Origin of the sequence: Nocardia beijingensis NBRC 16342 (genome assembly GCF_001612785.1) — a bacterium.
GTDB classification, from domain to species: Bacteria; Actinomycetota; Actinomycetes; order Mycobacteriales; family Mycobacteriaceae; genus Nocardia; species Nocardia beijingensis.
In genome coordinates this window covers 327,670-353,947 of the sequence record NZ_BDBC01000003.1, presented here as the reverse complement: position 1 = coordinate 353,947, position 26,278 = coordinate 327,670, and the positions used below count along the sequence as shown (strand labels likewise).

Annotated in this window: 25 protein-coding genes; 12 read left to right on the top strand and 13 right to left on the bottom strand. The window is 69.7% G+C overall.

Annotated elements, in window-relative coordinates:
* From NB3_RS02650 to NB3_RS02640, 3 genes are all read left to right on the top strand, one after another.
* Positions 1 to 316: GTP-binding protein (locus NB3_RS02650; protein ID WP_174553156.1), on the top strand; the 316-nt coding region annotated here is incomplete at its 5' end.
* 51 nt (positions 317 to 367) lie between these two features.
* Positions 368 to 1,960 carry a carboxyl transferase domain-containing protein gene (locus NB3_RS02645; RefSeq protein WP_067795796.1) on the top strand — a complete coding sequence of 531 codons (1,593 nt, stop codon included), beginning with the start codon at positions 368 to 370 and terminating at the stop codon, positions 1,958 to 1,960.
* Between the two features lie 115 nt (positions 1,961 to 2,075).
* Entirely contained in the window at positions 2,076 to 2,933 is an 858-nt protein-coding gene (locus NB3_RS02640; RefSeq protein ID WP_067795793.1) for an aldo/keto reductase, read from the top strand.
* A 20-nt stretch (positions 2,934 to 2,953) separates the two neighbouring features.
* Here NB3_RS02640 and NB3_RS02635 read toward each other — a convergent pair whose 3' ends face one another.
* Positions 2,954 to 4,057, bottom strand: a complete 1,104-nt coding sequence (locus tag NB3_RS02635) for an NAD(P)-binding domain-containing protein (RefSeq protein WP_067795790.1) — start codon at positions 4,055 to 4,057, stop codon at positions 2,954 to 2,956.
* An 89-nt stretch (positions 4,058 to 4,146) separates the two neighbouring features.
* On the opposite strand from NB3_RS02635, the gene NB3_RS02630 reads away from it, so the two are divergent.
* Genes NB3_RS02630 through NB3_RS02610 form a run of 5 tightly spaced genes read left to right on the top strand, consistent with a single transcriptional unit; the run spans position 4,147 to position 8,831 of the window.
* Positions 4,147 to 4,875, top strand: a complete 729-nt coding sequence (locus tag NB3_RS02630) for an enoyl-CoA hydratase (protein ID WP_067795788.1) — start codon at positions 4,147 to 4,149, stop codon at positions 4,873 to 4,875.
* Entirely contained in the window at positions 4,875 to 6,017 is a 1,143-nt protein-coding gene (locus NB3_RS02625) for an MBL fold metallo-hydrolase (protein WP_067795785.1), read from the top strand. Before NB3_RS02630 ends, NB3_RS02625 begins: the two co-directional genes overlap by 1 nt.
* Positions 6,018 to 6,055: 38 nt before the next feature.
* Positions 6,056 to 6,262 (top strand): antitoxin, encoded by a 207-nt coding sequence (locus NB3_RS02620; RefSeq protein WP_067795782.1) that lies wholly within the window; start codon positions 6,056 to 6,058, stop codon positions 6,260 to 6,262.
* Positions 6,263 to 6,309: 47 nt separating this feature from the next.
* On the top strand, positions 6,310 to 8,610 hold the full coding sequence (locus NB3_RS02615; RefSeq protein WP_067795779.1) for an ATP-dependent DNA ligase: 2,301 nt from the start codon (positions 6,310 to 6,312) through the stop codon (positions 8,608 to 8,610).
* A 44-nt stretch (positions 8,611 to 8,654) separates the two neighbouring features.
* The gene (locus NB3_RS02610; RefSeq protein WP_244891740.1) at positions 8,655 to 8,831 is read left to right on the top strand and encodes an antitoxin; all 177 of its coding nucleotides are present in this window, start codon (positions 8,655 to 8,657) and stop codon (positions 8,829 to 8,831) included.
* 39 nt (positions 8,832 to 8,870) lie between these two features.
* Here NB3_RS02610 and NB3_RS02605 read toward each other — a convergent pair whose 3' ends face one another.
* The gene (locus tag NB3_RS02605) at positions 8,871 to 9,515 is read right to left on the bottom strand and encodes a cysteine hydrolase family protein (RefSeq protein WP_067795772.1); all 645 of its coding nucleotides are present in this window, start codon (positions 9,513 to 9,515) and stop codon (positions 8,871 to 8,873) included.
* Between the two features lie 249 nt (positions 9,516 to 9,764).
* On the opposite strand from NB3_RS02605, the gene NB3_RS02600 reads away from it, so the two are divergent.
* Positions 9,765 to 11,033, top strand: a complete 1,269-nt coding sequence (locus NB3_RS02600) for a lipase family protein (RefSeq protein ID WP_067795770.1) — start codon at positions 9,765 to 9,767, stop codon at positions 11,031 to 11,033.
* Between the two features lie 123 nt (positions 11,034 to 11,156).
* Here the strand turns inward: NB3_RS02600 and NB3_RS02595 are convergent, their stop codons facing one another.
* From NB3_RS02595 to NB3_RS02580, 4 genes are all read right to left on the bottom strand, one after another.
* Positions 11,157 to 11,810: a DUF8020 domain-containing protein gene (locus tag NB3_RS02595; RefSeq protein ID WP_067795768.1), complete on the bottom strand. Its 654-nt coding sequence runs from the start codon at positions 11,808 to 11,810 to the stop codon at positions 11,157 to 11,159.
* Between the two features lie 675 nt (positions 11,811 to 12,485).
* Entirely contained in the window at positions 12,486 to 13,226 is a 741-nt protein-coding gene (locus NB3_RS02590) for an energy-coupling factor transporter transmembrane component T family protein (RefSeq protein ID WP_067795766.1), read from the bottom strand.
* Positions 13,226 to 15,352 (bottom strand): ATP-binding cassette domain-containing protein, encoded by a 2,127-nt coding sequence (locus NB3_RS02585; RefSeq protein WP_244891739.1) that lies wholly within the window; start codon positions 15,350 to 15,352, stop codon positions 13,226 to 13,228. The genes NB3_RS02590 and NB3_RS02585 overlap by 1 nt, the downstream gene beginning before the upstream one ends.
* A 78-nt stretch (positions 15,353 to 15,430) precedes the next feature.
* Entirely contained in the window at positions 15,431 to 16,897 is a 1,467-nt protein-coding gene (locus NB3_RS02580) for a flavin-containing monooxygenase (protein ID WP_067795763.1), read from the bottom strand.
* Between the two features lie 85 nt (positions 16,898 to 16,982).
* Here NB3_RS02580 and NB3_RS02575 point away from each other — a divergent pair, with 85 nt between their 5' ends.
* On the top strand, positions 16,983 to 18,044 hold the full coding sequence (locus NB3_RS02575; RefSeq protein WP_067795760.1) for an AraC family transcriptional regulator: 1,062 nt from the start codon (positions 16,983 to 16,985) through the stop codon (positions 18,042 to 18,044).
* Here the strand turns inward: NB3_RS02575 and NB3_RS02570 are convergent.
* The 3 genes from NB3_RS02570 to NB3_RS02560 all read right to left on the bottom strand — a co-directional run bounded on the left by NB3_RS02570 (position 18,041) and on the right by NB3_RS02560 (position 20,168).
* Positions 18,041 to 18,718 (bottom strand): phosphodiesterase, encoded by a 678-nt coding sequence (locus tag NB3_RS02570; protein WP_067795757.1) that lies wholly within the window; start codon positions 18,716 to 18,718, stop codon positions 18,041 to 18,043. The two genes, NB3_RS02575 and NB3_RS02570, sit on opposite strands and share 4 nt — an antisense overlap.
* 66 nt (positions 18,719 to 18,784) lie before the next feature.
* Entirely contained in the window at positions 18,785 to 19,570 is a 786-nt protein-coding gene (locus tag NB3_RS02565; RefSeq protein ID WP_244891738.1) for a metallophosphoesterase, read from the bottom strand.
* Positions 19,571 to 19,733: 163 nt separating this feature from the next.
* The gene (locus tag NB3_RS02560) at positions 19,734 to 20,168 is read right to left on the bottom strand and encodes a MarR family winged helix-turn-helix transcriptional regulator (protein ID WP_067795754.1); all 435 of its coding nucleotides are present in this window, start codon (positions 20,166 to 20,168) and stop codon (positions 19,734 to 19,736) included.
* A gap of 52 nt (positions 20,169 to 20,220) precedes the next feature.
* On the opposite strand from NB3_RS02560, the gene NB3_RS02555 reads away from it, so the two are divergent.
* Positions 20,221 to 20,823, top strand: a complete 603-nt coding sequence (locus tag NB3_RS02555; protein ID WP_067795751.1) for a TIGR03086 family metal-binding protein — start codon at positions 20,221 to 20,223, stop codon at positions 20,821 to 20,823.
* Positions 20,824 to 21,208: 385 nt separating this feature from the next.
* Here the strand turns inward: NB3_RS02555 and NB3_RS02550 are convergent, their stop codons facing one another.
* The 3 genes from NB3_RS02550 to NB3_RS02540 all read right to left on the bottom strand — a co-directional run bounded on the left by NB3_RS02550 (position 21,209) and on the right by NB3_RS02540 (position 24,374).
* Positions 21,209 to 21,976, bottom strand: a complete 768-nt coding sequence (locus NB3_RS02550) for an RluA family pseudouridine synthase (protein WP_067795748.1) — start codon at positions 21,974 to 21,976, stop codon at positions 21,209 to 21,211.
* Positions 21,977 to 22,022: 46 nt separating this feature from the next.
* On the bottom strand, positions 22,023 to 23,033 hold the full coding sequence (locus NB3_RS02545; RefSeq protein WP_067795918.1) for an adenylate/guanylate cyclase domain-containing protein: 1,011 nt from the start codon (positions 23,031 to 23,033) through the stop codon (positions 22,023 to 22,025).
* Positions 23,034 to 23,105: 72 nt separating this feature from the next.
* Positions 23,106 to 24,374 carry an epoxide hydrolase family protein gene (locus NB3_RS02540; RefSeq protein WP_067795916.1) on the bottom strand — a complete coding sequence of 423 codons (1,269 nt, stop codon included), beginning with the start codon at positions 24,372 to 24,374 and terminating at the stop codon, positions 23,106 to 23,108.
* A gap of 131 nt (positions 24,375 to 24,505) precedes the next feature.
* On the opposite strand from NB3_RS02540, the gene NB3_RS02535 reads away from it, so the two are divergent.
* Positions 24,506 to 25,327: an alpha/beta fold hydrolase gene (locus tag NB3_RS02535; RefSeq protein ID WP_084485642.1), complete on the top strand. Its 822-nt coding sequence runs from the start codon at positions 24,506 to 24,508 to the stop codon at positions 25,325 to 25,327.
* Between the two features lie 77 nt (positions 25,328 to 25,404).
* Here NB3_RS02535 and NB3_RS02530 read toward each other — a convergent pair whose 3' ends face one another.
* A complete protein-coding gene (locus tag NB3_RS02530; protein ID WP_084485640.1) occupies positions 25,405 to 26,196 on the bottom strand; it encodes a hypothetical protein in 792 nt (263 codons plus the stop codon).
* Positions 26,197 to 26,278 lie beyond the last annotated feature (82 nt).

The window sequence follows — 26,278 nt, the reverse complement described above, 5'->3', positions numbered from 1 at the left end:
CCAGTACCGCTTCTGGTTCATGTGGGACGACCTGATCCGCGGCGCCATCGGCGCCGTCGTACTGGTCGACACCCGCAGGCTGGAGGACAGCTTCGCGGCCGTCGACTACTTCGAAGCGCGCGGCCTGCCTTTCCTGGTGGCGCTCAACGAGTTCGACGACGCGCCGCGGTACCCGATCGAGGACATCCGGCAGGCGCTCGCCGTGCCTGCCGATGTGCCGATCCTGTCCATCGATGCTCGTCGTCGCGAGCCGGCCAAGCAGGCGCTGGTCGCGCTCACCGAGTACGCGTTGCGCAAGGTGATGCAGGGCTACTGAGTGCTCGCGTCGCATGCCGGAGCACCGGGTAGGGCGGGATAGGCTCGCCCGGTGCGTACTTCGGCGCGAGAGTTGCTCGAGCAACTGCTCGACAAGGACTCGTTCGTCAGCTGGGACCGGCCGCCGGTGACGGTGGCCGCATCCCCGCAGTACCGCGATGCCTTACGGAAAGCGGCCGTCGCGGCGGGCACCGACGAATCGGTGCTCACCGGCGAAGGTTCGCTGCGTGGCAGGCGCGTGGCCGTCATCGCCTGCGAATTCGGGTTTCTGGCCGGCTCGATCGGCGTGGCCGCGGCCGAGCGGATCGTCTCCGCGGTGGAGCGCGCCACCGAACTCGGTCTGCCGCTGGTCGCTTCGCCGACCTCCGGCGGGACGAGGATGCAGGAAGGCACCGTCGCCTTCGTGCAGATGGTGAAGATCGCGGGCGCCGTGGCGGCACACAAGTCGGCGGGGTATCCCTACGTCGTCTACCTGCGCAATCCCACCATGGGCGGCGTTTTCGCCTCGTGGGGCTCGTTGGGGCACATCACCTTCGCCGAGCCCGGTGCGCTCATCGGGTTCCTCGGCCCTCGGGTCTATCAGGCCCTGTACGGCAGGCCGTTCCCGGAAGGCGTGCAGACCGCGGAGAACCTGTATCGGCGCGGCGTCATCGACGGCGTTCTGACGATTCCGGTCTTCCGTCGGATCGCGCATCGCGCGCTGAGTGTGCTGAGCGGCATGGAGTTGCCGGATCCCGCGACTGGACGCCAGTTCTCCGAGCAGACCGCGGCATCGCAACAGCTGTCGAGTCGCGATCCTGCTGCGCCTGCCGAAAATGGTGCGGCAGAGGCGATTCGGTCCGATGCCGAGCCGAATCGCCCTGCGGACGATCGGGTGTGGCAGTCGGTCCTCATCTCCCGCCGCCCGCAGCGTCCCGGCCTTCGCGAACTGCTTCGTCATGTGACGCAACGGGTTCCGCTCAGCGGCACCGGGCAGGGCGAGTCCGATCGCACCGCCGTGCTCGCCCTCGGTCGTTTCCGCGGGCAGCCGTGCGTCGTGTTCGGCCACGACCGGCGCGGTCAGCAGGGCGAGAACACCATGGGTCCGGCCGCGTTGCGTGAGGCTCGGCGCAGTATGGCGCTTGCTCAGGAATTGCGGCTGCCCCTGGTGCTGGTCATCGACACGGTGGGTGCGGCGCTGTCGAAGGAGGCCGAGGAGCGCGGGCTGGCGCCCGAGATCGCCCGCTGCATCGCCGATCTGGTGACGCTCGACACCCCGACCGTTTCAGTGCTGCTCGGTCAGGGCACCGGCGGCGGCGCGCTGGCGCTGCTGCCCGCGGACCGGGTGCTGGCCGCCACGCACGGGTGGCTGGCCCCGCTGCCGCCGGAAGGGGCGAGCGCCATCGTCTTCCGCGACACCGACCATGCGGCGGAACTCGCTGCGGCACAACGGATCAGCGCCGTCGACCTGCTGGAGGACGGCGTGGTCGACCGGATCGTGCCCGAGTGCCCCGACGCGGCGGACGAGCCGGTCGACTTCGCCCGCAGGATGGTCGCCGCGATCGCGCGCGAACTGGCGGCCTTGCGCGCCCTACCGGAACCGGAATTGCGCGCGGCTCGGCACGCGCGTTACCGGCGGCTCGGCCTGCCCGGAATGCCCAACTGACCGGCGGCGGACGCGGCCCGTCCGCACTGCGCAGCGCTGGTTTCTCAGCAAATTGCGGGCCAACACACCCGACCGCGTGATTGACGGTTCGCCGCCACACTTCTACCGTCGGAATGTGACCTTCAAAAGCGAGACCAGCACCGTTCCCTCGATCGTGCTGAACGACGGGAACGTGATCCCGCAGCTCGGCTTCGGCGTGTTCCAAGTGCCCGCCGGGGATGTCTCCTCGGTCGTCACCACCGCGCTGGAGGCGGGCTACCGCAGCATCGACACCGCAGCGATCTACGGGAACGAAGAGGGCACCGGCCGCGCGATCCGGGAATCCGGCCTGCCCCGCGAGGAGATCTACGTCACGACTAAGCTGTGGAACTCCGACCAGGGCTACGACTCCACGCTGCGCGCGTTCGACGCCAGCATGCGGCGGCTCGGTCTGGAATACCTCGATCTCTACCTCATCCACTGGCCGGTGGCCGCGGCCGGGCGCTTCGTGGACACCTTCCGCGCCTTCCAAGCGCTGAAGTCACAGGGCCGGGTGCGGTCGATCGGTGTATCGAACTTCACGGTCGCGCATTTGCAGCGGCTGATCGCCGAAACCGGAGAGATCCCGGCGGTGAACCAGATCGAGTTGCACCCACGGCTGGCGCAACCCGAACTGCGCGAGTTTCATGCCGCCAACGCGATCGCCACCGAGGCGTGGAGCCCCCTCGGGCAGGGCACGCTCCTCGCGGAGGACACCGTCACCGCCGTTGCCGCCGAGGTCGGCCGCACTCCCGCGCAGGTGATCATCCGCTGGCACCTGCAGCTGGGCAATGTGGTCATCCCGAAGTCGGTGACGCCGTCGCGGATCAGGGAGAACTTCGACGTCTTCGGCTTCGAGCTGACCCCGCAGCAGATGAACGCGATCACCGCGCTGGACACCGGTTCGCGCACCGGAGGGGATCCCGACACGTTCACCATGGGCCTGATCGACTGACTATCCGGGCGGCCGGCCGGTCAGCGCAGGCCGAGATAACCGGTGAGTTCGTCGGCCGCCGCGCGGCCTGCGCGGTTGGCGCCGATGGTGCTCGCCGACGGTCCGTACCCGATCAGGTGGATGCGCGGGTCGGCGGCCACCTGGGTGGCCAGCCGTCCCGCCATGGTGATGCCGCCGCCGGGACCGCGCAGTCGCAGCGGCGCGAGGTGGTCGAGCGCGCTGCGGAATCCGGTGGCCCAGACGATCACGTCCGCTCGCTGGAAGGTGCCGTCGGCCCACCGCACCCCGTCGGGCTCGATGCGCTCGAACATCGGCAGGCGGGTGAGCGCGCCGCGGGCCCGCGCCGCCCGCAGCCGGTCGTCGAGCGGCAGCCCGGTGACCGATACCACCGATCCCGGCGGCAGCCCGCGCCGCACTCGGTCCTCGACCATCGCGACGGCGGCCCGCCCGGCTGCTTCGGTGAAGGCGCCGTCGCGAAAACGCGGGGGTGTCCTCGTGACCCAGGTCGTCGTGGTGACCTTGGAGATCTCGTCGAGCAGCTGAACAGCCGAGATGCCGCCGCCGACCACCACGACGTGCTCGCCCGCGAATTCCGCGGCGGTGCGGTAGTCGCGGGTGTGCAGCTGACGACCGGTGAAGGTCTGGGCACCGGGATAGTGCGGAACGAACGGATGCTCCCAGGTGCCGGTGCAGTTGATCAGGCCGCGTACCCGGATCCGGCCCGCGGTGTCGGTCTCCGCGTTGAGCACCGCACCGCGTTCGGCGGGGGCGCCTTCCTCGGTGCGATCGCACACCACGGTGACCGACACCGGCCGGTGCACCCGCAGGTCGAACCGTTTCTCGTACAACTCGTAGTAGTGCGGCACGGCGGACGCCGCGGGCGCGGACGACGAACCGGGCGGCAAGGTCTCGGCGAACGACATACCGGGCAGATCGTGCACGCGGTTGACCGTGTCCAGGGTGAGGGACGGCCAGCGGAACTGCCACGCGCCGCCCGGGCCGGGGGACCGATCGACCAGCAGATAGTGCCGCTCCGGGCGCAGCCCGAGGCGCTGGAGGTGGTATCCGGCCGAGAGTCCCGCCTGACCAGCGCCGATCACCAGGATGTCGAAGTCGGTCGGCACAGCCGGTGATCGTATCGCCCCGCGTGGAACGGGTAGTCCCCTGTGGCAGAGTGAAGAGATCAGACGGACCGTTCAGTCGGGGAGGTCGCATGCTCGGGGTCAGCCGTGATGGTGACGTGGTCACCATCGAACTGCAGCGGGAGGAGCGCCGCAACGCGCTCAATCACGAACTCGTGACACTGCTGCGGGAAGCAGTGCTCGCCGCTGTCGCCGACCAGGCACGGGCCATCGTCTTGACCGGGCGTGGCCCGGTGTTCAGCGCGGGAGCCGATCTGTCCGGGGTGTACTCCGGTGATTTCCTGTCCGGATTGCTGGACATGTTGCACGCCATCGAATCGGCGCCGGTCCCGGTGATCTCGGCGATCAACGGTGCGGCGATCGGGGCCGGTGTGCAGCTGGCGCTCGCTTCCGACCTGCGGGTGATCGCGCCGGAGGCCTACATCGCGGTCCCCGCCGCGAAACTGGGCATCACCGTCGATCGGTGGACGGTGCGCAGGCTGGCCGCCTTGATCGGCGGCGGTCCGGCGCGGACGGTGTTGCTGGGAGCCGAGCAGATCTCGGCCGACGATGCCTACACCTTCGGGTTCGCCAACCGGATCGGCACCGTGGCCGACGCGCAGGCCTGGGCCAAGCACATCGCGGCGCTGGCCCCGCTGTCCCTGCGGCACATGAAGCTGGTGCTCAACGACGACGGAACGCGCGAGCCGGAAACCGCGCAGCAACGTGCGGCCCTGGAGGCCGCATGGACGAGCGAGGATGCCAAGGAGGGTCGTTTGGCCAGGCAGGAAAAGCGCCCAGCGAAGTTCGTGGGGCGATGATGGACATCAGACGTATCGCGGGCGCCACGGCGGGTGCGCTCGGCATCAGCTGGCTGGTCCGGGCCGTGTGGGACATCCCGTCGGCGATGGGCGCGTCGATCTCGGCGATCCAGCCGTACGCGATGGGCGCGACGACCTATCGCGATCGGCAGTTCCACAACACCGAGCCGAGTAGCCAGGTGGTCGCCGGATCGACTCCCTCCCTCTTGGTTTCGGCGCTGACCCAGCGCAACGTGGGCAGGCCGCGGGGCCGCATCCCGGTGCGGATGCCGCAGCAACCGGCCGCCGCGGGGGCTCTCGCCGTCACCTGGTACGGCCACGCCACGACGTTGATCGAGGTCGACGGGTACCGGATTCTCACCGATCCGGTGTGGAGCGAGCGGGTTTCGCCGTCGCCGCTGGTCGGTCCGGCACGCATGCATCCGGTGCCGCAGCCGCTGGCCGACTTGCCGCCGATCGACGCGGTGCTCATCTCCCACGACCACTACGACCACCTGGACAAGGAGACCGTCCGGGAACTGGTGGCATGTCAGAGCGCGCCGTTCCTCGTCCCGATCGGCATCGGCGCCCACTTGCGGCACTGGGGTGTCCCGGAAGACCGCATCGTCGAATTGGACTGGGGCGGTTCGGTGTCGCTCGCGGAGCTGGGCCGGGACCGCGATGGCGTGGATCTGGCGATCACCTGCACGGAGGCGCGGCATTTCTCCGGACGCGGCCTGCTGCGCAACACCACATTGTGGGCCTCGTGGTCGATCGTCGGTCCCACCAAGCGGGCCTATTTCGGCGGCGACACCGGCTTCACCAAGGCGTTCGCCGAGGCGGGCGCGGCGCTGGGCCCGTTCGACCTGACGCTGCTTCCGATCGGGGCCTACGACGAGCGCTGGCCGGATGTGCACATGAATCCCGAGGAGGCGGTGCGGGCACACGCCGACCTGTGTGGCGGGAATCCCGGCCACGGACTGCTGGTGCCGATCCACTGGGCCACCTTCAACCTCGCCTTCCACGGCTGGTCGGAGCCGGTCACGCGGATGGTTGCCGCGGCGCGGGCGGCGGGCACCGAAGTGGCGGTGCCGATGCCGGGGCAGCGTGTGGACCCGTCGAGCGCCCCATCCGCGGATTCCTGGTGGGAGAATATCGGCTGAACGACTCCGGACAATCGGCGACAGGAAGGATCACGGCGATGAGCTTCGCGGATACGGTCAAGGGCCTGGTCGACAAGGGGAAGGACGCGGCGGCCAAGAACGCCGACAAGATCAACAACGCGGTCGACAAGGCCGGTGACTTCATCGACCAGAAGACGCACGGCAAGTACTCGGACAAGATCGCCAAGGGCAAGGAGGCCGCCAAGAAGGTGGTCCCGCCGGATCAGTCCGGGCCGCACGCCTGAGCCCGCGGCGGAGGTCACGTCGTGGCCTCCGCCGCTACACTTCGGATATGGCGGCCCGCCGCGAGTTCGGTGGTATCGAGGTTGAGCTGAGCAACCTCGACAAGGTGCTGTACCCGGCCACCGGAACGACCAAAGGCGAAGTGATCGCCTACTATTCGGCCATCGCGCCCGCCATGCTGCCGCACATCGCCGGGCGGGCGGTCACCCGGAAACGCTGGCCCAACGGGGTGGACGAACCCTCCTTCTTCGAGAAGAATCTCCCGTCGCACGCGCCATCCTGGATCGAGCGGCGCACCCTGCGTCATTCCGACCGCAAGATCGTCTATCCGCTGATCGATTCCGAAGCGGGGCTGGCCTGGCTGGCGCAGCAGGCCGCGCTGGAAGTGCATGTGCCGCAATGGCGTTTCGACGGCGACGACATGGGCCCGGCGACCAGGCTGGTGTTCGATCTCGACCCCGGTCAAGGAGCCGGGCTGGCCGAATGCGCCGAGGTGGCGCTGGCCGTGCGCGAGATGGTCGAGGGCATCGGGCTGCACGCGTACCCGGTGACCAGCGGTAGCAAGGGAATTCATCTGTACGTGCCGTTGGATCGCGAGCTGAGCTCCGACGGCGCGTCCACGGTGGCGAAACAGGTGGCCACGAATCTGCAACGGCTGCACCCGGATCTGGTGACGGCGACGATGGCGAAGGCGGCGCGCGGCGGCAAGGTCTTCCTCGACTGGAGTCAGAACAATCCGGCCAAGACCACCATCGCGCCCTATTCGATGCGGGGACGGGCCGAGCCGAACGTCGCGGCCCCACGCACCTGGAAAGAGATCGAGAACCGGAAGAAGTTGCGGCATCTGCGCTTCGACGAGGTGCTTGCCAGGTACCGATCCGACGGCGATCTGCTCGCCGGACTGGATCCGTCACTCGCCGAGGACGACTCGTCCGCGCCGGACGCGTTGACCAAGTATCGGTCGATGCGCGATCCGTCCCGCACGCCCGAGCCCGTTCCCGCCGAGGCGCCCGCGCCGGGCGCGAACAACCGCTACGTCGTACAGGAGCATCATGCCCGTCGCCTGCACTGGGATGTGCGGCTGGAGCGCGACGGTGTCCTGGTGTCCTGGGCGGTGCCGAAAGGGCCGCCGACCTCGCCCGACCAGAACCGCCTCGCCGTGCACACCGAGGACCATCCGATGGAGTACCTCGACTTCCACGGCGCCATCCCGAAGGGCGAGTACGGCGGCGGGGAGATGACGATCTGGGACTCCGGCACCTACGAGACCGAGAAGTGGCGCGAGGACGAAGTCATCGTGCAGTTCCACGGCAAGCGGCTCAACGGCAGGTACGCGCTGATCCAGACCAACGGCAACCAGTGGCTGATGCATCTGATGCGCGCGCGGAACGGAGCCGAACCGCAGGAGGAGCGGGACGAGCCGCGGGGCCGGATCATCCGTCCGTCGAATGGACCCGCGACGTTTCCGCACGGTCTGTCTCCGATGCTCGCGACGCTCGGCGACGTCACCGAACTCGGCGCCGACGAGTGGTGCTTCGAGACCAAGTGGGACGGCTTCCGGCTGATCGCCGAGATCGACGACGACGCGCTGACGTTGCGCAGCCGGGCGGGGAACGTGGTGACCGACCGCTATCCCCGCATCGGGGCGCTGCGACGGGAACTGTCCGGGCACCAAGTGGTGCTGGACGGCGAGGCCGTCGTCTTCGACGATCACGATGTCGCCAACCTCGGCCTGCTGCAGGCCGACGCGGCCCGTGCGGTGTTCGTCGCGTTCGACGTGCTGTATCTGGACGGCACGTCGCTGCTGCGCAAACGGTATTCCGACCGCCGCAGGGTGCTGGAGGCGCTCGCGGCGAACGCGCCGTCGCTGGTGGTGCCGCCGCGACTGGACGGCTCGGGCGCGGATGCCCTGCGCTACAGCCAGGAGCGCGGGCTGGAGGGCGTGGTCGCGAAACGCAAGGATTCGGTGTATCTGCCGGGCAAGCGCGGGCACTCCTGGGTGAAGCAGCGCAACTGGCGCACCCAGCGGGTGCTGATCGGGGGGTGGCGGCGCAGCGGCGCGCGGGAGTTCAAGTCGCTGCTGATCGGCATTCCCCACGACGGACTGCTGTACTACGTCGGGCGGGTCGGCACCGGCTTCAGTGAGCCGGACATGCGCGAGCTGGCCGCGCGGCTGCGCAAACTGGAACGCAAGACCTCCCCGTTCGACAACGAGCTCACCGCCGAGGAACGCAAGGAAGCGGTGTGGGTGACGCCGAAACTCGCCGGCACCGTGCGTTTCATGAACTGGACCGAGGCGGGCCGGATGTGGCATCCCGCGTGGCTCGGCCCAGCGCCCGGCGCTGGGTAGGGTTGTGGCGCGGTTGTTCTCAGCGCGACAACGAGGAGTGCACGGTGGACTTCAAGAACCTGGCGGGCAAGGCGATGGACCTGGCGCAGAAGAACGCGGACAAGCTGGACGCGGTCATCGACAAGGCGGGCGACCTGGTCGACGAGAAGACGGGCAACAAGTACTCCAGCCAGGTGGACGCCGCCCAGGACGCGGCCAAGAAGGCCCTGCGGGAGCAGTGAGCGTCGGCCGGGACCCGCGGGCCGGGTCCCGGTCTCGGGTCAGTTGGCGCCCGCGAGCAGGGGGGTGATGGTCGCGATGTCGGTCACCAGCGCGTGGCCCTGGAACTCGAAATCGTCGTAAGCCCGCGCCATGGCGTCCTTGTCCCGGCCGCCGACCGCGTCGCTGATCACCACGGGAACGAATCCGAGATCGGTAAAATGCGTGACCGTCGGCGCGATGCCGATCTCCAGAGCGACACCCGCGATCGCGTACGCGCCGATACGCAGGTCGCGCAGCATCGAGGCCAGCGGAGTGCCTTCGAAGGCGGACATCGACGTCTTGTCGAACACCACCTCGTCGGCGCGCGGCCGCAGTTCGGGCACCAGTTCGAAGGCCGGCGTGTCGCGCTGCAGGATGAAGCGCACCTTGTCCACCGAATCCACCTGCTGCCAGTTCATGGCCATGCGCAGCGCGAAGGTCCCGCTGAGCCGTTCGGGCAGGAAGAAATGGCGGAGGAAGACCACCGGGTAGCCGCCGGAGCGCGCCGCGTCGACCACCCCGGCCACCCGCTCGATGATCTCCTGGCCGTCCGGCAACTGACTGAGCACACCGACTTGCATGTCGTAGACGATCACCGCCATCCGGTCCGGCGCGCACACGTCGGCGAGTCCTTCCGGGATGTCCAGTCCGTTGCCATGCCGCATGCTCGGCTACTCCTCTTCGTCGCGCTCGCGCTGCCGACGCCGGTCGCGCCGGGCAGCTATTCGCTTGCGCTGGGGGCGTTTTGGCCAACACTGTAACCAGCCGGGCGGACAACGGCGGCGGTGGGTGTGACCTGCGGTAGACCGTTGCCGGGCCGGTCGACCCGGCAGTACGGTTGAAGCAGGTAGGCCAGCTGCCGGCGCCGCCAGTGCCGGGACACTCGCCGCCTCGCCCGGACTGGGGAGGCCCTGATGAAGGTTGTTCACGCGGCGCCTGTCTTCGCGCAGGCGAGCGACCATCTTGTGCGAAAGACGATCCCGCGGGTCGTGCTATCCGTGTTGCTCGTGCTGGCCGCCTGTCTGGCCGCCGCCCCCGCGGCACACGCCGAGCTACCGCCGCCCGATCTGGACCCTTTCTACGCCGCTCCCGCCGATCTCGCTCTGCACCACAACGGCGCCGTGCTGGATTCCCGGCCGATCGCGTTGTTCGGGCTGCCCCTGCCGATTTCGGCCTGGCAGGTGAAATACCGGAGCACCGACTCGAGCGACGAGCCCGTCGCCGACGTGGCGACCGTGCTGGTCCCGATGCTGCCGTGGTTCGGCCCCGGCGCTCGGCCCCTGCTGTCGTACCAGGTGCCGGAGGACAGTCTCGGCACACGGTGCGCGCCGTCGTTCGCGCTGCGCGGCGGCTGGGACACCGGTGCGGTCAACACGCTGATCGACACCCCGTTCATGGCCGAGGCGCTGCGGCGCGGGTGGGCGGTGGTGGCCGCGGACTACGAGGGGCCGCGGTCGCGCTTCCTGGACGGAGTGAACTCGGGGCGCGGCGTGCTGGACGGCATCCGGGCGGCGCGTGATCTGCCGCAAGCCGGGCTCGGGCCCGCGACACCCATCGGCGCGTGGGGCTACTCCGGTGGAGCGTTCGCCACGCTGTGGGCCGCGCAGCTGCAGCCGTGGTACGCGCCGGACGTGCGGTTCGCCGGCATCACGTCCGGTGGGATTCCGGCGGATTGGCCTGCCATCGCGCGCGACGCGGACGGCACCGTGCAGGCCGGGCTGGCGTTGCTCATCCTGTTGGCGCTCGCCCGCAACGATCCCGCGACGGGCGTACTGGACCTGCTCGACGAGCAGGGGCGCGCGGCGCTGGCGGCGAACGGCGCGGCGTGCGGGTCCGATCTGGTGCCGATCTACGCAGGCGCGCGGATCGCCGACTTCACCACCGTGCCGGATGTGTTCGCGCACCCGGATTTCCGTGCCGCCACCGATGCGCAGGAACTCGGCGGCAGCGCGCCGGAGGCGCCGATGTACCTGTACCACAGCCGCACCGACGACGTGATTCCCGTGGCGGGCTTCACCGACCTGGTCGGCCGGTACTGCGCGCAGGGCGCGACCCTCACCTCGGTGCATTCGATGCTGCCCACGCACAACCCGGCGGCGATCGGTGAGGCGCCGGGCGCGATGAACTTTCTCGCCGACCGGTTCGCCGGTCTGCCGGTGGCTCCAGGATGCCGCGAGCGATAAGGGGACCGGCGCGACGGCTCCGGACCGGTGCGTGATCGCGTGCGGCGTCGCAGCTGACCGCGCACAAACGAAAGCGCACCGAATCGCTTGCCGATTCGGTGCGCGTCGTGCCGAAGTCGCCGATCAGTTCTGCGGACGCCCGGTGGTGTCCATCCACTTGGTGGTGCCGGGCGGGGCGGCCAGCGTGCTGATCAGATCGATACCGGCGATGATCAGGGCCGGTCCGCCGACGACGATCGTGCCGATGATGCCGCCGATGCCGGCACCGGCGACCACGGTGCCGATCCCGATGGGACCGCCGATCAGGCCGGTCAATCCGACGAGCGCGCCGATGACGGTGCCGATGAACCCGCCGACCGCGGTGGCGATGCCGAACTGCGACAGGAAGGCGTCCATCGCGCGCTGGTTCTCGAACGGCGACGCGACCGGCGTCGCCACCGGACGGGCCTGCGCCGCGTCCTTGACCACGGTCAGTTCCAGGACGCGGCCCGCGTCTCGCACCACGTGCGCCATGGGGTATTCGAGCCCGTCCTGACGGAAGGCGAGCGGCAGCGTGACCGCGACGTCGCCCGCGGCGTCCTTGATGTCGACGGCGTCGCCGCGCACGTCGAACGTGCCCGCGGTGAGTGTCGTGACGATCTTGTCGCCGACCAGGTGGGCCTCGTACCCGATATCGGGCACCGGCGCCGCGGCCGGTTCCGCGTGCACGACGCCCGCCCCCACCGCGAGGGCGGCGACGAGTGGAGCGGCGGCGGCGGTGACTCTCCGGAGAATCATTTCTCGGTTTCCAATCTTCATCAGGGTTCAAGCATTAGAGAACGCGGGACACGCCGGAATTCCTTCCCCCGCCGACGCGTACATCCGTGATGTGATCCAAAAGACAGTTACTTCCGAGTGATAACTGTACTGTGGCCCAGGGGGTTTGGGACACGGATTCAGAGGGTAATCCTCCGACTTTTGTTGAGCCTAGTTATATAGCAATCGGCTATTTTCGTGTCTCGCTTCGAAGGACTTCGGCCGTGCCGGTTGGGCTCCGCGGGGGGCGCGTGTAGATGGATGCCCCGAATTGGGGCATCCGTCTCGGATCATTCATATTGCGCCGCCCTTAGGCGGAAGCCGCAGTAGGTCAAGGATTTTCGTTTGCGGTACACGGAGTGCGGGAAGGGTTGCGCCGTCTCGCCTGTGTGACTGCGAACCTGGAGACGCGGGTGGTGGCTCCGATCGGTCCTGGTTCGCCGCAAGGAGATCAACCGCTATGCATTGGAGACGCAAACCTCGAGCAGGAGGCGCATCCGGGGTCGCGTGCGGAGACTTTTCGTTGGATACCACTCGGTCTGCAAATTCTCAGCGAATTTGTCCGCCGGAATTTCCCTGCACCCATCGGGGGTGGCAACAGACCGCAGGCCCGGTTCGGGCCCCGCATTCGCGCCTCCGTCGACTCTTGGCCCGCGCTCACAGCGCGACGTGCAGCGCGATGGAGCCGAGGCAGACGCAGACGACCAGCGCGAGCGCGACAGCGTCACGCAGGCCGGGTGCGCTGGGACGGGCGGTGAGCTGCCCGGTGCCGCCGCGCGCTGTGATCGCCTCACCGAGTTCACCGGCGCGGCGGGTGGACACCGCCATGGCCGCGGTGAGGATGTCGATGAGCGGGTTGTCGGCCGCGCGGGCGATCATCATGCGGTCCTTGGGCCGGAGCCTGCGAGCGGCGCGCAGTACCCGGATCTCCTCCATGAGCAGCGGCAGACCGCGGAAGGTGAGCGCTACCACGACAGCCCATTCGTCCACCGGCACCCCGAACCGGCGCAACGGAGCGCCCAGCTTGGCCAGGGCGGGCGCGATGTCGCCCATCGGCGTGGTCCACGCGATGAGGAAGGAGGCCGCCACCAGGATCAGGCCGAAGGCCAGCACCTGGGCATAACGCAGCACGGCCGTCCCCCCGACCGGCACGTTGATCACGGCTCCCGCGACGAGCAGCGCCCAGAACCACCACGGCAGCCGCGGCACCGTGCCCAGCGGCAGCCGGGCCACCGCGCCGACCAGCACCAGGAACGCCGCCATCACACCGAGCACCGGCCAGGACGGCAGGAACATCAGCAGCAGGCTGATCAGGAACACCCCGATCATCTTGGTGCCGGCCCACAATCGATGGACCGGACTGTCGACCGGGACCTGGCGCAGCAGAACGGTGCTCATCATCGACCTCCGTGCTCGAACCGCCATGCGGTTTCGCCGTGCGCGCGCACCGAGCGGGGACCGGCATCGGCTCGCGCGGCCGGGTCGCTCGGCGCCTGCGCCGTCTGCGGCGCGGACTCCGCACCCAGAATGCGTCCCGACCGCAGCTGCACCGTCCGGTCGCACACCGCGGCCATGTCGGCCACGTCGTGCGAGATGACGATCAGCGTCAATCCGGAATCCCGCAACCGGGCGAGCAGTTCCACGATGTCGGCCCTGCCCTCCGGGTCGAGACCGGCCAGCGGCTCGTCGAGCACGACCACTTGGGGGTGGCTGGCCACGATCGCCGCGAGCACGACCCGCTTGGCCTGGCCGCCGCTGAGTTCCTCGATCGAGCGCGCGGCCAGTGAGCGGTCCAGACCGACCGCGTCCAGCGCCCGGCCGACGGCCCCCGAACCGGTCGCGCGGCCGCCCCAGTCCGCGATCTCCGCGCCGACGGTCTGCTTCTGCAATTGCAGGCGAGAATGCTGGAACGCCAGCCCCACCCGGCCGATCTGCTTGCCGATCGGCTTCCCGCGCAGCTCGCATCGGCCCGAACTCGGTTCGATCAGGCCCGCCATGATCCAGGCGAGGGTGGATTTGCCCGAGCCGTTCCCGCCGACGATCAGCAGGGCCTCGCCCTGGCGCACGGACAGGTCGACGCCGTGCAGGGCGGGCGCTTCCCACGGCGTCGCACGGTTGTAGGTGTGCCGGACCTCGCGCAGTTCGAGGATCGGCGCGCCCATCGGCCTGCGCCGCTGGTCCCGCGCCGGCCGCGGCCACGCGGGCAGCCGCGCGACGGTGCGTCCCCCGGCCAGGTGCACCACCCGGTCGGCGACCGCGGCGTCGGCCTCGTGATGGGTCACCAGCACCACGGCCATCGCGTGGCGTTTCGGCAGCGAGGCCAGCAGGTCCACCAGTTCCCGCCGCCCGTCCGGATCGATCATCGAGGTCGCCTCGTCGGCGATCAGCAGCGCGGGCCGCCGGGCCAGCGCGGCGGCGACCGCCAGCCGCTGTTGCTGTCCGCCGGAGAGCGTCGCGGTCTCCTTCGCTCCCATTCCGGCGAGCCCGACCTCGCCGAGGAGCGCGTCCACGTCCACCTCGGCGGCGAGTTCGGCGGGCAATCCCCACACGACGTCATCGGCGACGAGCACGCCGAGGGTCTGGCTCTCCGGCCGCTGCAGGACCAGCGCCGTCCCGCCGAGCTTGCCCAGCCCGGCCGACCCGGGCCGCCGCACCGATCCCGACGTGGGCGGCAGCCCAGCCAGCAAGCGGGTCAGGGTGGACTTGCCCGAACCGTTGTGCCCGACCACGGCGACGAACTCGCCGACATCGACGGTCAGGTCGACGCCGCGCAGCGCCTCGCGCGCCGCTCCCGGATAGCGGAAGCCCGCGTCGTGCAGCGTCACCGGAAGCGGTGCCACGGGCCGGTCGTCGTGCGGTGCGTCCAGCCGGTCCCGGCCGGGCAGCCAAGCCAGCCGATCCAGCACCGAACCGAGGACATACCAGGAGAAGACCCCGGTGGCCACCATGCCGAGCGCGACGCTGCCGCCGATCCATGCCCACCACCAGTGCAGCACCGAGTCGGTCAGGTCTGCGGCGAGTTGCCCGAGCGGCGCCAGCTGCTCCTGGCGGGCCGCGAGATCCTGCACGCCGCGCGAGGCGTTGCGGATGTTGTCGAACAGCAGTTCGCGCGTGGTCGACATCAGCGAAAGCGACCCGACGGCGAACGCGGCCCAGGCCAGCCCGGCGAGCACCGAGAGCCCGGACGCGGTGACGATCCCGCCGCCGCGCCGCTTGACGACGCCGATGATCCCGCCGACGGTGGCCGACGCGACCAGCGCCGTCGCGGACGCGACGCCCGCGGCGACGAAGGTGACCAGCGTCGCCGCGATCGTCGCGGTGACCAGGGCGCGCAGCCGGAAGCGGTGCGCGATCAGCCCGATCGGCACCGCGCCGACCAGTTGCAGCGCGGCGGCGAACGGGACGACCGATCCGATGGTCACCAGCCCGACGGCGGCTCCGCCCAGCACGGCGCCGGTAGCCAACTCGATCGGACGCAGCGGACCACGCACATCCGATCCGCCCGGACGGGCCAGTTCATTCACAGCACAAGTCTGCCAGCCCGGCGGGCGGTGGCGGGTCGAGGCGAGATCCGGGCGGGGCGGGCTCGCGTGGCGCGCTCGTCACGAGACGGGCGTGCGGGTGTAGTGCCGTGGGTCGAAGCGACGGGTGCGGCGACGGTAGCTGGTCTGCGAGCCCGGCCAATTGTTGGTGATGCGGCCGGCGGAGTTGCGGTACCAGCTCGAGCAGAAGTTCCACGGAGTGCGGTCGAGGCGCTGCTGGAGGGCGGTGTTGTAGTCCTCTTCCAGGTCGGCGCGGACGTCGACGCAGAGGCCGGGGTGGTCGGCGAGCCACTGCACCGCCTGGCGGATGTAGCGGGTCTGCGACTCGATCATGTAGATGATCGAGCCGACGCCGAGGTTGGTGTTCGGCCCGTAGACCAGGAAGAAGTTCGGGAAGTCCGGTACCGCCATGCCGTAGTACGCGTGCGCGCCGTCGGCCCACGCGTCGGCCAGCCTGCGTCCGCCGCGGCCCCGGATCTCCATCGGCCAGAGGAACTCCGTGCCCTTGAAACCGGTGCCGTAGATGATCACGTCGACTTCGTGCGTAGTCCCGTCGGCGGTGTGTACGCCTTGCGGGGTGATCTCGGTGATCGCGGTGGTCTCCACCCGCACGTTGGGCTGGGTGAGCGCGGGGTAGTAGTCGTTGGAGAACAGGGCGCGTTTGCATCCGATGGGGTAGTCCGGGGTGAGTTTGGCCCGCAACTGCGGGTCTTCGACCTGTTCGGCCAGGTGCCGGGAGGCGATGTGGGCCACCCACCGGGCGATGGCGGGCACTTCGACCAACCCGAGTGAGATGAACTCCGCGATCGACCACCACCCGAACCGTTCGGCCAGCAGCGCGCCCGGCACCCGCGCGAACACGTTGTGCTGGATCGGCGAGTAGTCGGTGTCGAACTTCGGGACGACCCAGGGCGGTGTGCGCTGGAACAGCGTGAGCTGGGCGACCTCGGGCTGGATCTCCGGGATGTACTGCACGGCGCTGGCCCCGGTGCCGACGCAGGCGACGCGTTTGCCGCGCAGGTCGACGTCGTGGTCCCACTCGGCGGAATGGAACGACGGGCCGGTGAAGGTGTCGATGCCGGGAATGGCGGGCAGCGACGGACGCGACAGCTGGCCCACCGCCGAGATCAGCACGTCGACGACCCAGCTCCTTCCGTCCGTGGACCGGACGGTCCAGCGGCCGGTGGCGTCGTCGAATTCGGCGTCACTGACGGTCGTGCCGAACCGGATTGCAGACAGCACGTCGTGGCGTTCGGCGACGCCGCGCAGATAGGAATGGATGGCGCTGCGCCCCGAGTATCGCTGCGGCCAGTCCGGCTTGGGTTCGAACGAATACGAGTACAGCGGTGAGGGGACGTCGCAGGCCGCGCCGGGGTAGGTGTTCTCCCGCCAGACCCCGCCGATGTCGGTGGCCCGCTCCAGGATGGTGATGTCGTCGAAGCCGTTGCGACGCAGCTCGATCGCCATGCCGATGCCGCCGAAGCCGGCGCCGATGACGAGGACGGATGGCCGATGGCGCGCTGTCATGTGAGCCTCCTCACTGCGACCGTAGATGATTCCACTGTAAGAGCCGCCGTGTCGGCGCATAGAGAAATTCGGCCATAATGTCCGCGTGGAGCGGGTGCAGGATCCGGATATCCGCGATTGGAACTTTCCGCGCGGTGTGGCCAGTGTGGCGTTGATGGTCGGCTACGCGGCCGAACACGGCGTGCCCGCGGCGCGCATGCTGATCGGCACCGCGCTCGGCGAGCGGCAATTGCGCGATCCGGACGTGCAGATCGACGCGCACACCGAACTGGCGGTCATCCGCAATCTCGTGCGCGAACTCGCCGATCGGCCCGCGCTCGGCGTGGAGGTCGGCCGCCGCTACCGGATCACCACCTTCGGCATCTTCGGCTTCGCCTGCGTCAGCAGCCCGACCCTCGGAGAGGCGATCAGCTTCGCGCTGCGTTACCTCGACCTCAGCTTCACCTTCTGCATCCCGGTGGCCGAGTGGGGCGAGCGCGAATTCGTCGCGGTGGTGCACGACGAGTCGGTGCCGATCGACGTGCGCCAATTCCTCGTCGAACGCGACGTCACCGCGATGCACCAGGTGATGAGCGATCTGCTCGGCACCCGCCTGCCGCTGACCAGGGCGGAATTCCGGTTCCCCGACCCCGGCTACGCGGAGCGGATCGCCGAGGTGACCCTCGTGCCGCCGCGTTTCGACATGCCGCACAACCTGTTCGCGATCGAACCGATGCTGCTGGAACAGCCGTTGCCGCAGGCCAACGAGCAGACCTGGGCGATGTGCCTGGCGCAGTGCCGGGAACTGGTGCACCGCCGCAGGGCGCGTACCGGCATCGCGGCCGAGGTGCGCGAACGCTTGGTGCCGCGCGGCGGAGCGGACGGATTCGCCGCTCCGCCCGGCATCGACGCCGTGGCGAATGATCTCAACATGAGCACACGCACCCTGCGGCGGCACCTCGACGCGGCGGGCACCAGCTACCGCGCGTTGCTGGACGAAGTGCGGCGCGCGCTGGCGGAGGAGATGCTCACCGCCACACCGCTCTCGGTGAGCGACGTCGCCATCCGGCTCGGCTATGCCGAGGCGTCGACGTTCATCTTCGCCTTCAAGCGCTGGACCGGTAACACACCGGCGGCCTATCGCCGCGAACGCGCCGTCCGGCGTTAACTCTCCTCGCCCCGTCCGCTCCTGCTGCCGGTGTACGCCAGCTCGCGGATCTTGCCGATGGCGGCAGGAAACAGCTCCACCTCGGCCGGGTGATTGAGCATCGGATCGAAGTAATCCGTGCGGTACTCGGCGGATTCGGCGGGACGCAGCGTGAGTTCGGCGACCCGCCAGGTGGGCCCGCCGAGGCGGCCCGCGGTGAGCGTGAAGCTGACCAGGTCCTCGTCCAAGTGCGCTTGCATCGCCTCGAGCGACGCGGACGTGGGCTGCACGCTGTCCGGCTCGGCGAAGAACCAGGTGGGCGAGGAGTTGCTGATCCGGTAGGGCATCAGGCAGCCGTACCGTGCGCTGGCCCAGCCGCGCGCGGGAGTGATGACGAACCGTCCCAGCGGTCCCCGGCCGGTGGTGGCGAGCGCGAAATCCCAAGGCTGCTCGTCGCGATCGAGTACCCGGAACGCCAGGCCGAGCACATCGGGCAGTCCGTTGGGCAGGCCGATGCCCTTGGACACCCGCGCGATGACCGCGCGATCGCCGCTGCCGAACAGCGGCTCGAATTCGGGCTCGGCGTGCAGACGTCCGGCCAGGTGCAAGCCCGCCGGGTGGAACACCCGCGCATGCCGGATCCTGGCTCCGGCCGCGAACGCGTTCTTCACCACTGCGGCTGGTAGATCGACCATGGCGAATCCTCCCGGGTAGGCGTCGTGTGCCTCCCGATTGCCCCGGCTCGGGCCGGGTAAACGCCGTCAGGCCGGTTGCACGCCGATCCGGCCACCCATCGGAACCGTCCGGAAATGGCTGGTGAGACGGTGATCGTCCCCGATGACGTGCAGCGCCACCGCCGGGTCGGGCGCGTAGTCCATGACGTGGTCGGGCAGGTCGAGTTCCCACTCGCCGCTGAGCACCGACGCGGTGCTCGGGGCCACCAGCAGCGGGCGTCCCCCGAAGGTGGTCGCCACCGCGGAGTGCGCGTGGCCGGTGACCACGCCGACGATCCGGTCGTCACCGGCCACCAGATCGGCGAGCCGTTGCGGATCGGCCAGCGAGATCACGTCGACGATCGGGCTGAACAGGTGCGCGGGCGGGTGGTGCAGCGCGAGCAGGATCGGCTTGCCCGCGGGCGCGGAGTCCAGCACGTCACCCAGCCAGGCGTAGGTCTCCTCCGCGAGTCGCCCACCCGGCTGACCCGGGACGCTCGAATCCAGCAGTGCGACGGTGAGATCGCCGACGCGATGCGCGTGGTTGATCGGGGCCTCGGAGGCGGACTCGCCGAGCAGAGCGGTACGGAAGCCCGCGCGGTCGTCGTGGTTGCCCGGAATCGCGTAGATCGGGATCTCGCTGTCGAAAGCGGCCTTGGCTTCGGCGAACTGCTCGGGTTTGCCGGAGTCGGTGATGTCGCCGGTCACCAGGATGGCGTCCGGCCTGCGGCGCAGCCCGGCGATGTAGGCCATCACCCGCCGCACACGCTGGGCGTTGCGGTTGCCGAGATCGAAGTGGGTGTCGCTGACCTGAGCAACCAGGATCATCGGCATTCGCTTTCGCTAGGGGTTCGCTGCATTGCGTCAGATGGCGCGCGCGTCGCGTCCGCGGCACGTCATCAGGCTAATTGACCTGCGTATTACGCGTCGTCATGACGCTCGCCACCGAGCGGCCGTTGCCCACCGAGTTGTGGGCGGGGTCACACTGTGAGTCTCGCTATCTCTGCTGCTCGGACACTGTGTCGGACAGGGCGCGCAGTGCGCGCAGGAACGCGTCGCGGTCCGGAGCGGGCAGTCGCTCCAGCAGCCGGTTCTCGCCGGCCTGGATCTCGCGCTGGACGCGGTCGCGCAGGGTGCGTCCCGCCGGAGTGAGCGACAAGAGGTTGACCCGCCGGTCCGCCGGGTCGGCTTCGCGCGTGATCAGGCCGCGGCGCTGCAACTCGTCGAGCACGCCGATGATGCGGGTCTTGTCCGCGCCGATCGCTCTGGCCAGCGCCGCCTGGGTGTAGACGGGTTCCGCGCCGAGGCCGAGCAGCACGGAGTAACCCCACATGGACAGATCGTGCCGCTCCAGGATGGGCAGTTCGAGGGCCATGAGCGCCCGCCCGAGCGGCACGATCATCGCGGCGAGATCGGGACGGGCGTTCGGCATGGGTCGACGATACTGCTTGGCAAAACCGTAAGCTTGCGCATACGATAAGCTCATGCTTACTGATCGATTGAAAGAATTGCGCGACCAGCACGCCCGTTCGGTGCGTTCGAGCGTGGACGCGGTCGCCCGCGTCCGCCCTGACCAGCTGGACGCCGAAACACCGTGCGCGGGTTGGCGTCTTCGTGACCTGCTGGAACACATGATCGCGCAGAATCACGGCTTCGCCGCCGCCGCGCGGGGGAGTGAGGATCTCGAGGACTGGACCGTGCGCGCCTCCGCCGATCCGGTCGCCGACTATCGCGCCTCGGCCGACGACGTGCTCTCCGCGTTCGCCGCCGACGGGGTGTTCGAGCGCTCGCTCGTGCTGCCGGAGGTCCTGCCCGGCCAGGGCATCCCGGCCGTGCGCGTGATCGGCTTCCACCTCGTGGACAGCGTCGTGCACGCTTGGGATGTCGCGCGATCGATCGGCGAGACCGTCACCCCGGATGTCGACGTGGCCGAGGCCGCGCTGACCGTCGCGCTCGCCGTCCCCGACGGGCCGGAACGCTCCGCCCCCGGTGCGGCCTTCGCCCCGGCGCTGTCCGTGCCGGAGCAGACGCCCGCCTTCGAGCGCATCCTTCTACTCCTCGGCCGTTCGCCGGAGTGGCCGAACTGATCCGCTCGGTAGCTCGGCGGACCGCTGGCGCTCTGTGCACGTCGGCGCTTGGGGACGACTGTGGACGACCCAACCGGTCCGGGCCGCGCCGTGTCGCCGGTACGGACTGGCTCACAACGGCCTTCTCGTGCCGTCCGGCGTACGCGGCTGCGGAACCGGGAAACCTTGGGGGAAGGAATCGCCGCCACGGCGCGCTCACCGAACGAAGGACACCGGCTCGCGTTGCGCGGCGTCCGGTCGGGCGGCGGCCTCGGGAGAACTGCCGCTTCGCGGTCGTGCCCCTCGGACGCTCGCTGTGAACCGATGTGCATGAGACTTCGGGCCCGGCCATCGTCTCGGTACGTCGCTACGGTCGCCGACGGGACGAACGGGTGACGCGGTGCGGCTAGTCGAGCGTCCGCAACAGGTCGGCCGCGCGGTCGAGGGCCGCTGGGTCGGCGGATTCGCGCAGCGGCTCCCAGAAGGCCGCGTCGGGTTCGGCGGCCAGAGCCAGTTCCGGCGGGGTGCGCCAGGAAGCGGTGAGGCCGAGACGCCACGAGTGCAGGTAGGTGCGCGGGTGCGCGCCGGAGCGGTCGAACAGGGGATCGCCGACTATCGGATGGCCGGTCCAGGCCAGGTGGACGCGAATCTGGTGGCGACGGCCGGTCACCGGGCGCAGGGCGAGAACGGTGTGTGCGGGACCGCGCAGCACCGTCGCGAACCGGGTGAGCGAGGGGTAGTTCTTGGCGGGCAGCAGGTCGGCGTCGTCGACGAACCAGCGGCCCGCCTCCTGCCGGATGCTCTCGCGCGGCGCCGCGATCCGCACCCGGTTCTTCCGTCCCACGCTGAGCGGCAGATCGAACACGCCGGTGTCGGGCAGGCCGGTGGCCGCGACGACGGCCAGGTACGCCTTGTCGGCGGTCTGTTTGTTGAACTGCCTGGTCAGCTCGCCGTGCGCGCGCAGCTCCTTCGCGAAGAGGATCAAGCCGGAGGTCACCTTGTCGATCCGGTGCACCGGATACAGCGTTTCTCCCGTGGCCGCGGCCAGCTCGACGAGATCGGTGTCGTGGCGTTCACCCATGACGGAGATCCCGGCGGGCTTGTGCAGGGCCAGGATCGCCGCGTCCTCCTCGACGAGACAGCGCGCGCGTAGCTGTGACCAGTCCTTGTCCACCGGACGAGCCTAGGGCGGACGCCGCGGCCGGTGGCACGCGGTCGGGCTACCTGCCGTTGCGGCCGTTGCGGCGCAGCAGGTGCGGACGCAGGCGATTGAAGCCGCGCACCCGGACGCTGCGCAGGTGCTTGATCGCGAAGGCCGGGTCGCTGTCCAGTTCGGCGGCGGCGTGGTCGTCGATCAGGACGGTGCCCGGCCGCGCGACGCCGGTGAGCCGGGAGGCGATGTTCACCACCGAGCCGTACAGATCCCCGAACCGTTGCAGCACCGGGCCGTAAGCGAGGGCGACGCGCAACTCCGGGGTGCCGCCGACCATCATGGTGGACTCCTGGATGGCCAGCGCGATCCGGGCGGCCTCGGCGGCGGTCTCCGTCGCGAACATGACCTCGTCGCCGACGTTCTTGATCACCCATCCGCCGTTCTCGGTGATGGCGGCGGTCGTGGTCGACTCGAACGCCTCCAGCAGTATGGACAGCTCGTCGGGATGCAGATGCCTGGTCAGCCTGGTGTAACCGACCATATCGGCGAAACCTACCGCCAGTTCGCGCACCGACTCGCCCGCGCTCGTCCCCGGGTCGAGCGACCGGGACAGCGACGCGGCCAGATGCCGCCGCCACGCGTAGGTGTTCAGTTGCTCCAGCGTGGCGATGGCGCCCTCGGTGGCGACGCGCGCCGTCTCCTCTGGGTCGGCCCCCGGCTCGGCTCGGGCGATGCGCTCCTCGATCTCCGCGAGCACCAGGTCGACCTGCCACTCCGCCAGGCGCGCCATCCCTTGGCCGAGCGTGCGCGCGGTCGCCGCCTGCTGCTTGGCGTCGGCCGAGGCCAGGACGTTCAACTGCTCGAAGTCGCGCACCGCCGCCACATCGGCGTCGGCGTAGTCCACCGCGTCGTCGCCGATGCTCGACGGAAAACCGAGCGCCGTCCACAATCGCCGGGTGAGCGCCGTCGTCGCCCCGGACTGCTCGGCGACCTCGGTGCGGTTGTACCGCCGCGCTCCGCCGAGGAGATAGGACTCGACGGCCGATCGCACCAACTCGGACCTCTCGGTGGGCACCATGATCGGTACCTTACGGGCCGAATCCGGCGCGGCGGCTTCCATTGGGGCAGTTCACATACGGGCCGGGACCGTTCACCCAGCGGTGGACGGGGTGCGTCCGCGGAAGGTGCGGCGCAGATCGTCGACCCACTCGGCGGGGATCTCCCACGGGATGAAGTGACCGCCGCGCTCGTGAACGGTGAGGTTGACGTGGTTGTACCAATCGCCGCGATCGCTGTCGGCGAAGGCCTGCACGCGGCGGTCGGTGCCGACGCCGGGCGGGTTCTCGTAGGCGACGAAGGTGATGCCGGTCGGCGCCTCGACGGGCGGCTGCCGGTCGTGCGACGGCGTCCAGGGATAACGATTGTTGTTGGCGTAGGTGCGGATGGACGTGCCGATGGAATTGGTGACCCAGAAGATCATCGCGTGCGTGAGCAGGTCGTCCTTGCCGAAGACCGACTCGATGTCTCCGCCGTTGTCGCTCCACTTCACCCAGCGCTGCAACAGCCAGGCCAGCAGCCCGGCCGGTGAGTCGGACAACCCGTAGGCGAGGGTGCTCGGTTCGAGCATGTGTGCGGTCAAGTGCACGGCGAAACGCCGTTCCAGTTCGAGGATCCGGTCGTGCACGGCGGCGGGCAAGCCATCCGGGATGGGCATGCCGCCGGTGATGTCCCAAGCGCGGTCGCCGTTGAACAGGGTGAGCTTCTGGCCCGAGCCGATGTGGATGCCGTACAGCTCGTCGGCGTACTTGTGCCCGAGTTGCCCGGTGACCAGCGCGCCGACGTCACAGCCCGCCGCGGCGTACTTCGCATGCCCGAGCGTCTCGGTCATCAGCACATGCCAGAGGTCGGCGACCTTCCAGTAGTTCATGTCCGGGTTGTCCGGCAGCGGCGCGGAGAAGCCGAATCCGGGAAAGGACGGGACGATGACGTCGAAGGCGTCGGCGGGGTCGCCGCCGAACGCCGCCGGGTCGGCCAGCGGCTCGATCACCTTCGCCCAGTGCCAGAAGGTCCAGGGCCAGCCGTGGGTGAGGATCAGCGGCGTCGGGTCGGGGCCGACACCCGGCTTGCGCAGGAAATGCACCGGTACTCCGTCGATTCCGACGAAGTAGTGCTCGTAGGCGTTGAGCGCGGCCTCGGCCGCGCGCCAGTCGTAATCGGTGCGCCAGTACTCGACCAGCTCCTGCAAGTAGCCTCGCGGCACACCATAGAACCAGTCCTCGTTGCCCGCGTCGACCGGCCAGCGCGTCAGCTCCAGCCGTCTGCGCAGGTCGTCGAGCACGTCGTCGGAGACATGAATGGGCGTCGGATCGAGCGGGAAAGGCCGCGTCCCGGCTGCGCGCGAAGAGGTTTCCTGACTCACCGGGCCAGTATGCTCCGCGCGTTCATCGCGGGCCGTGGCGCATTCCACGGCATGACCATGGAGGTCATCGCAGCCGACGGCACGCTCCGCTAGCGTCGGGAGGGCGGAGGGACCGCTGAGCGGAGGGCGTTGTGGGCAAGACCGGGCGGGCCGCGCGGCCCGAGATCGCCGAAGGCGTGCTCGAGCACGGCATGCCGTACTTCGCCCTCGGCTCCGGCCGGCCGCTGGTCCTGCTCCGGTGGTTCAGTCCCGACCACGCGAATCCCCGCGGGCACATGCTCGCCTCCGAGGTGAAAGTGCTGCGGCCGCTGGCGCGGAACTTCCGCGTCTACGCGGTGAGCCGTGCGCCCGGCATGGCCGAGGGCACCACGATGGCGCGGATCGCGGCCGAGCACGCGGACGCGCTGCGCGCCGAGTTCGACGAGCCGGTGGACGTGCTCGGCATCTCGTCGGGTGGTTCGGTGGCGCTGCAACTCGCCGCCGACCATCCCGATGTCGTGCGCCGCCTCGTCGTCGCGTCGTCGGGCTGCCGCTTGGATCCGGTCGCCAAAGAAGGACAGATGCGTTACGCCGAAGCGGTTCTGCGCGGACGCCGGGCGGCGCACCATCTCGCGTCCAGCAGCGTCTCCTCGCCCGTCGCCGCCCGTTTCGCCGCGGCGCTCATGTGGTTGCTCGACCCCTTGAGCCGCCCGCGCGAGCCCGCCGACACGTATGCCTTTCTCCGCGCCGAGGACGAGTTCGACCTCACCGACCGCCTCGGCGAGATCCACGCGCCCACCCTGGTCATCGGAGGTGAACGAGACGCCGCCTACAGCCTCGCCACCTTCCGCCGGACCGCCGACGGCATCCCCCGTTCCCACCTGCTCATCTATCCGGGCGCGGGCCACGTGAGCGCGATCAGGCGCCCGCGCTTCGCCATCGACGTGACCCAGTTCCTCGACCGTCCCGCCTGACCTGCCATCGGTGGGCGTGCGGCCACCGAGGCGAGCGCGGGCGACGGCGCGTGGGAGACGGACCGGGCTCGGCCGGGTCATGGTCTCGGCGTGGGAGTCCAGTAGCCGCGCCGGCGAGTGCCCGCCGCCGTGCGGATCGCCGCGTCGAGACGATCGGTCAGTTGGGCGGGGGCGGACAGATCGCTCCAGGTCCAGCGCACGACCGCCCAGCCGAGGTCGCGGAGCCGATCCGCGCGGACCCGCTCCGCCGTGACCACGCGAGCGGCGGGCAGTGGGCCGCGCGGTGCGGCGGTGCGATGATCGCCTCCATCGAACTCGCCGATCACGCCGAGATCGGGAAACAGGAAATCGACACGGCCGACACAGATCTCCTCATCGGAGAAGACGCGAGCTCGCACTTCGGGAGCCGGAAGACCGGCCCGGTGCAGCAGGATCCGGCTCAGCGACGCGCCGACGCTCGCGCTGCGGCCGTCCAGGAACTCCAGGACGAGCGCGGCGCGACGGCATCCGGGCCTGCGCCGGGCCCGGCGCAGGTGTTCGCCCAGTTCCGCCGTGGTGGTCAGGCCCTGGCGCAGCGCGGAATCCCCCAGGGCGACCGATTGCTCGAATCCCTCCGAACGGGCGATGTCCAGCACGGTTCGCGCCGGGGTGGTCACTCGGATGTCATCGATCAGGGTGATCTCGTCGGGCTCCATCCGGGCCGAATGGACCACGACCCGCCTGCTCAGCCTGCCGCCGTTGATCCGGCTCCTGGTCAGATGGACCCGGTCGAGCGGGATGCCCCAGGTTGTCATCCCGTGCAGCACCGCCGCCGAACAGTGGCTCGTGACGGCGGAGTCCGACGTGGATTCCGCGGTGGCCAGCGTCATCAGCAGATGCCTGCCGGTGGCGCCGAGACCGGAGCCCGGCGAGTTCAGGTAGTGCCCGGCGCGCAGCCGCTGCCATTTCCCG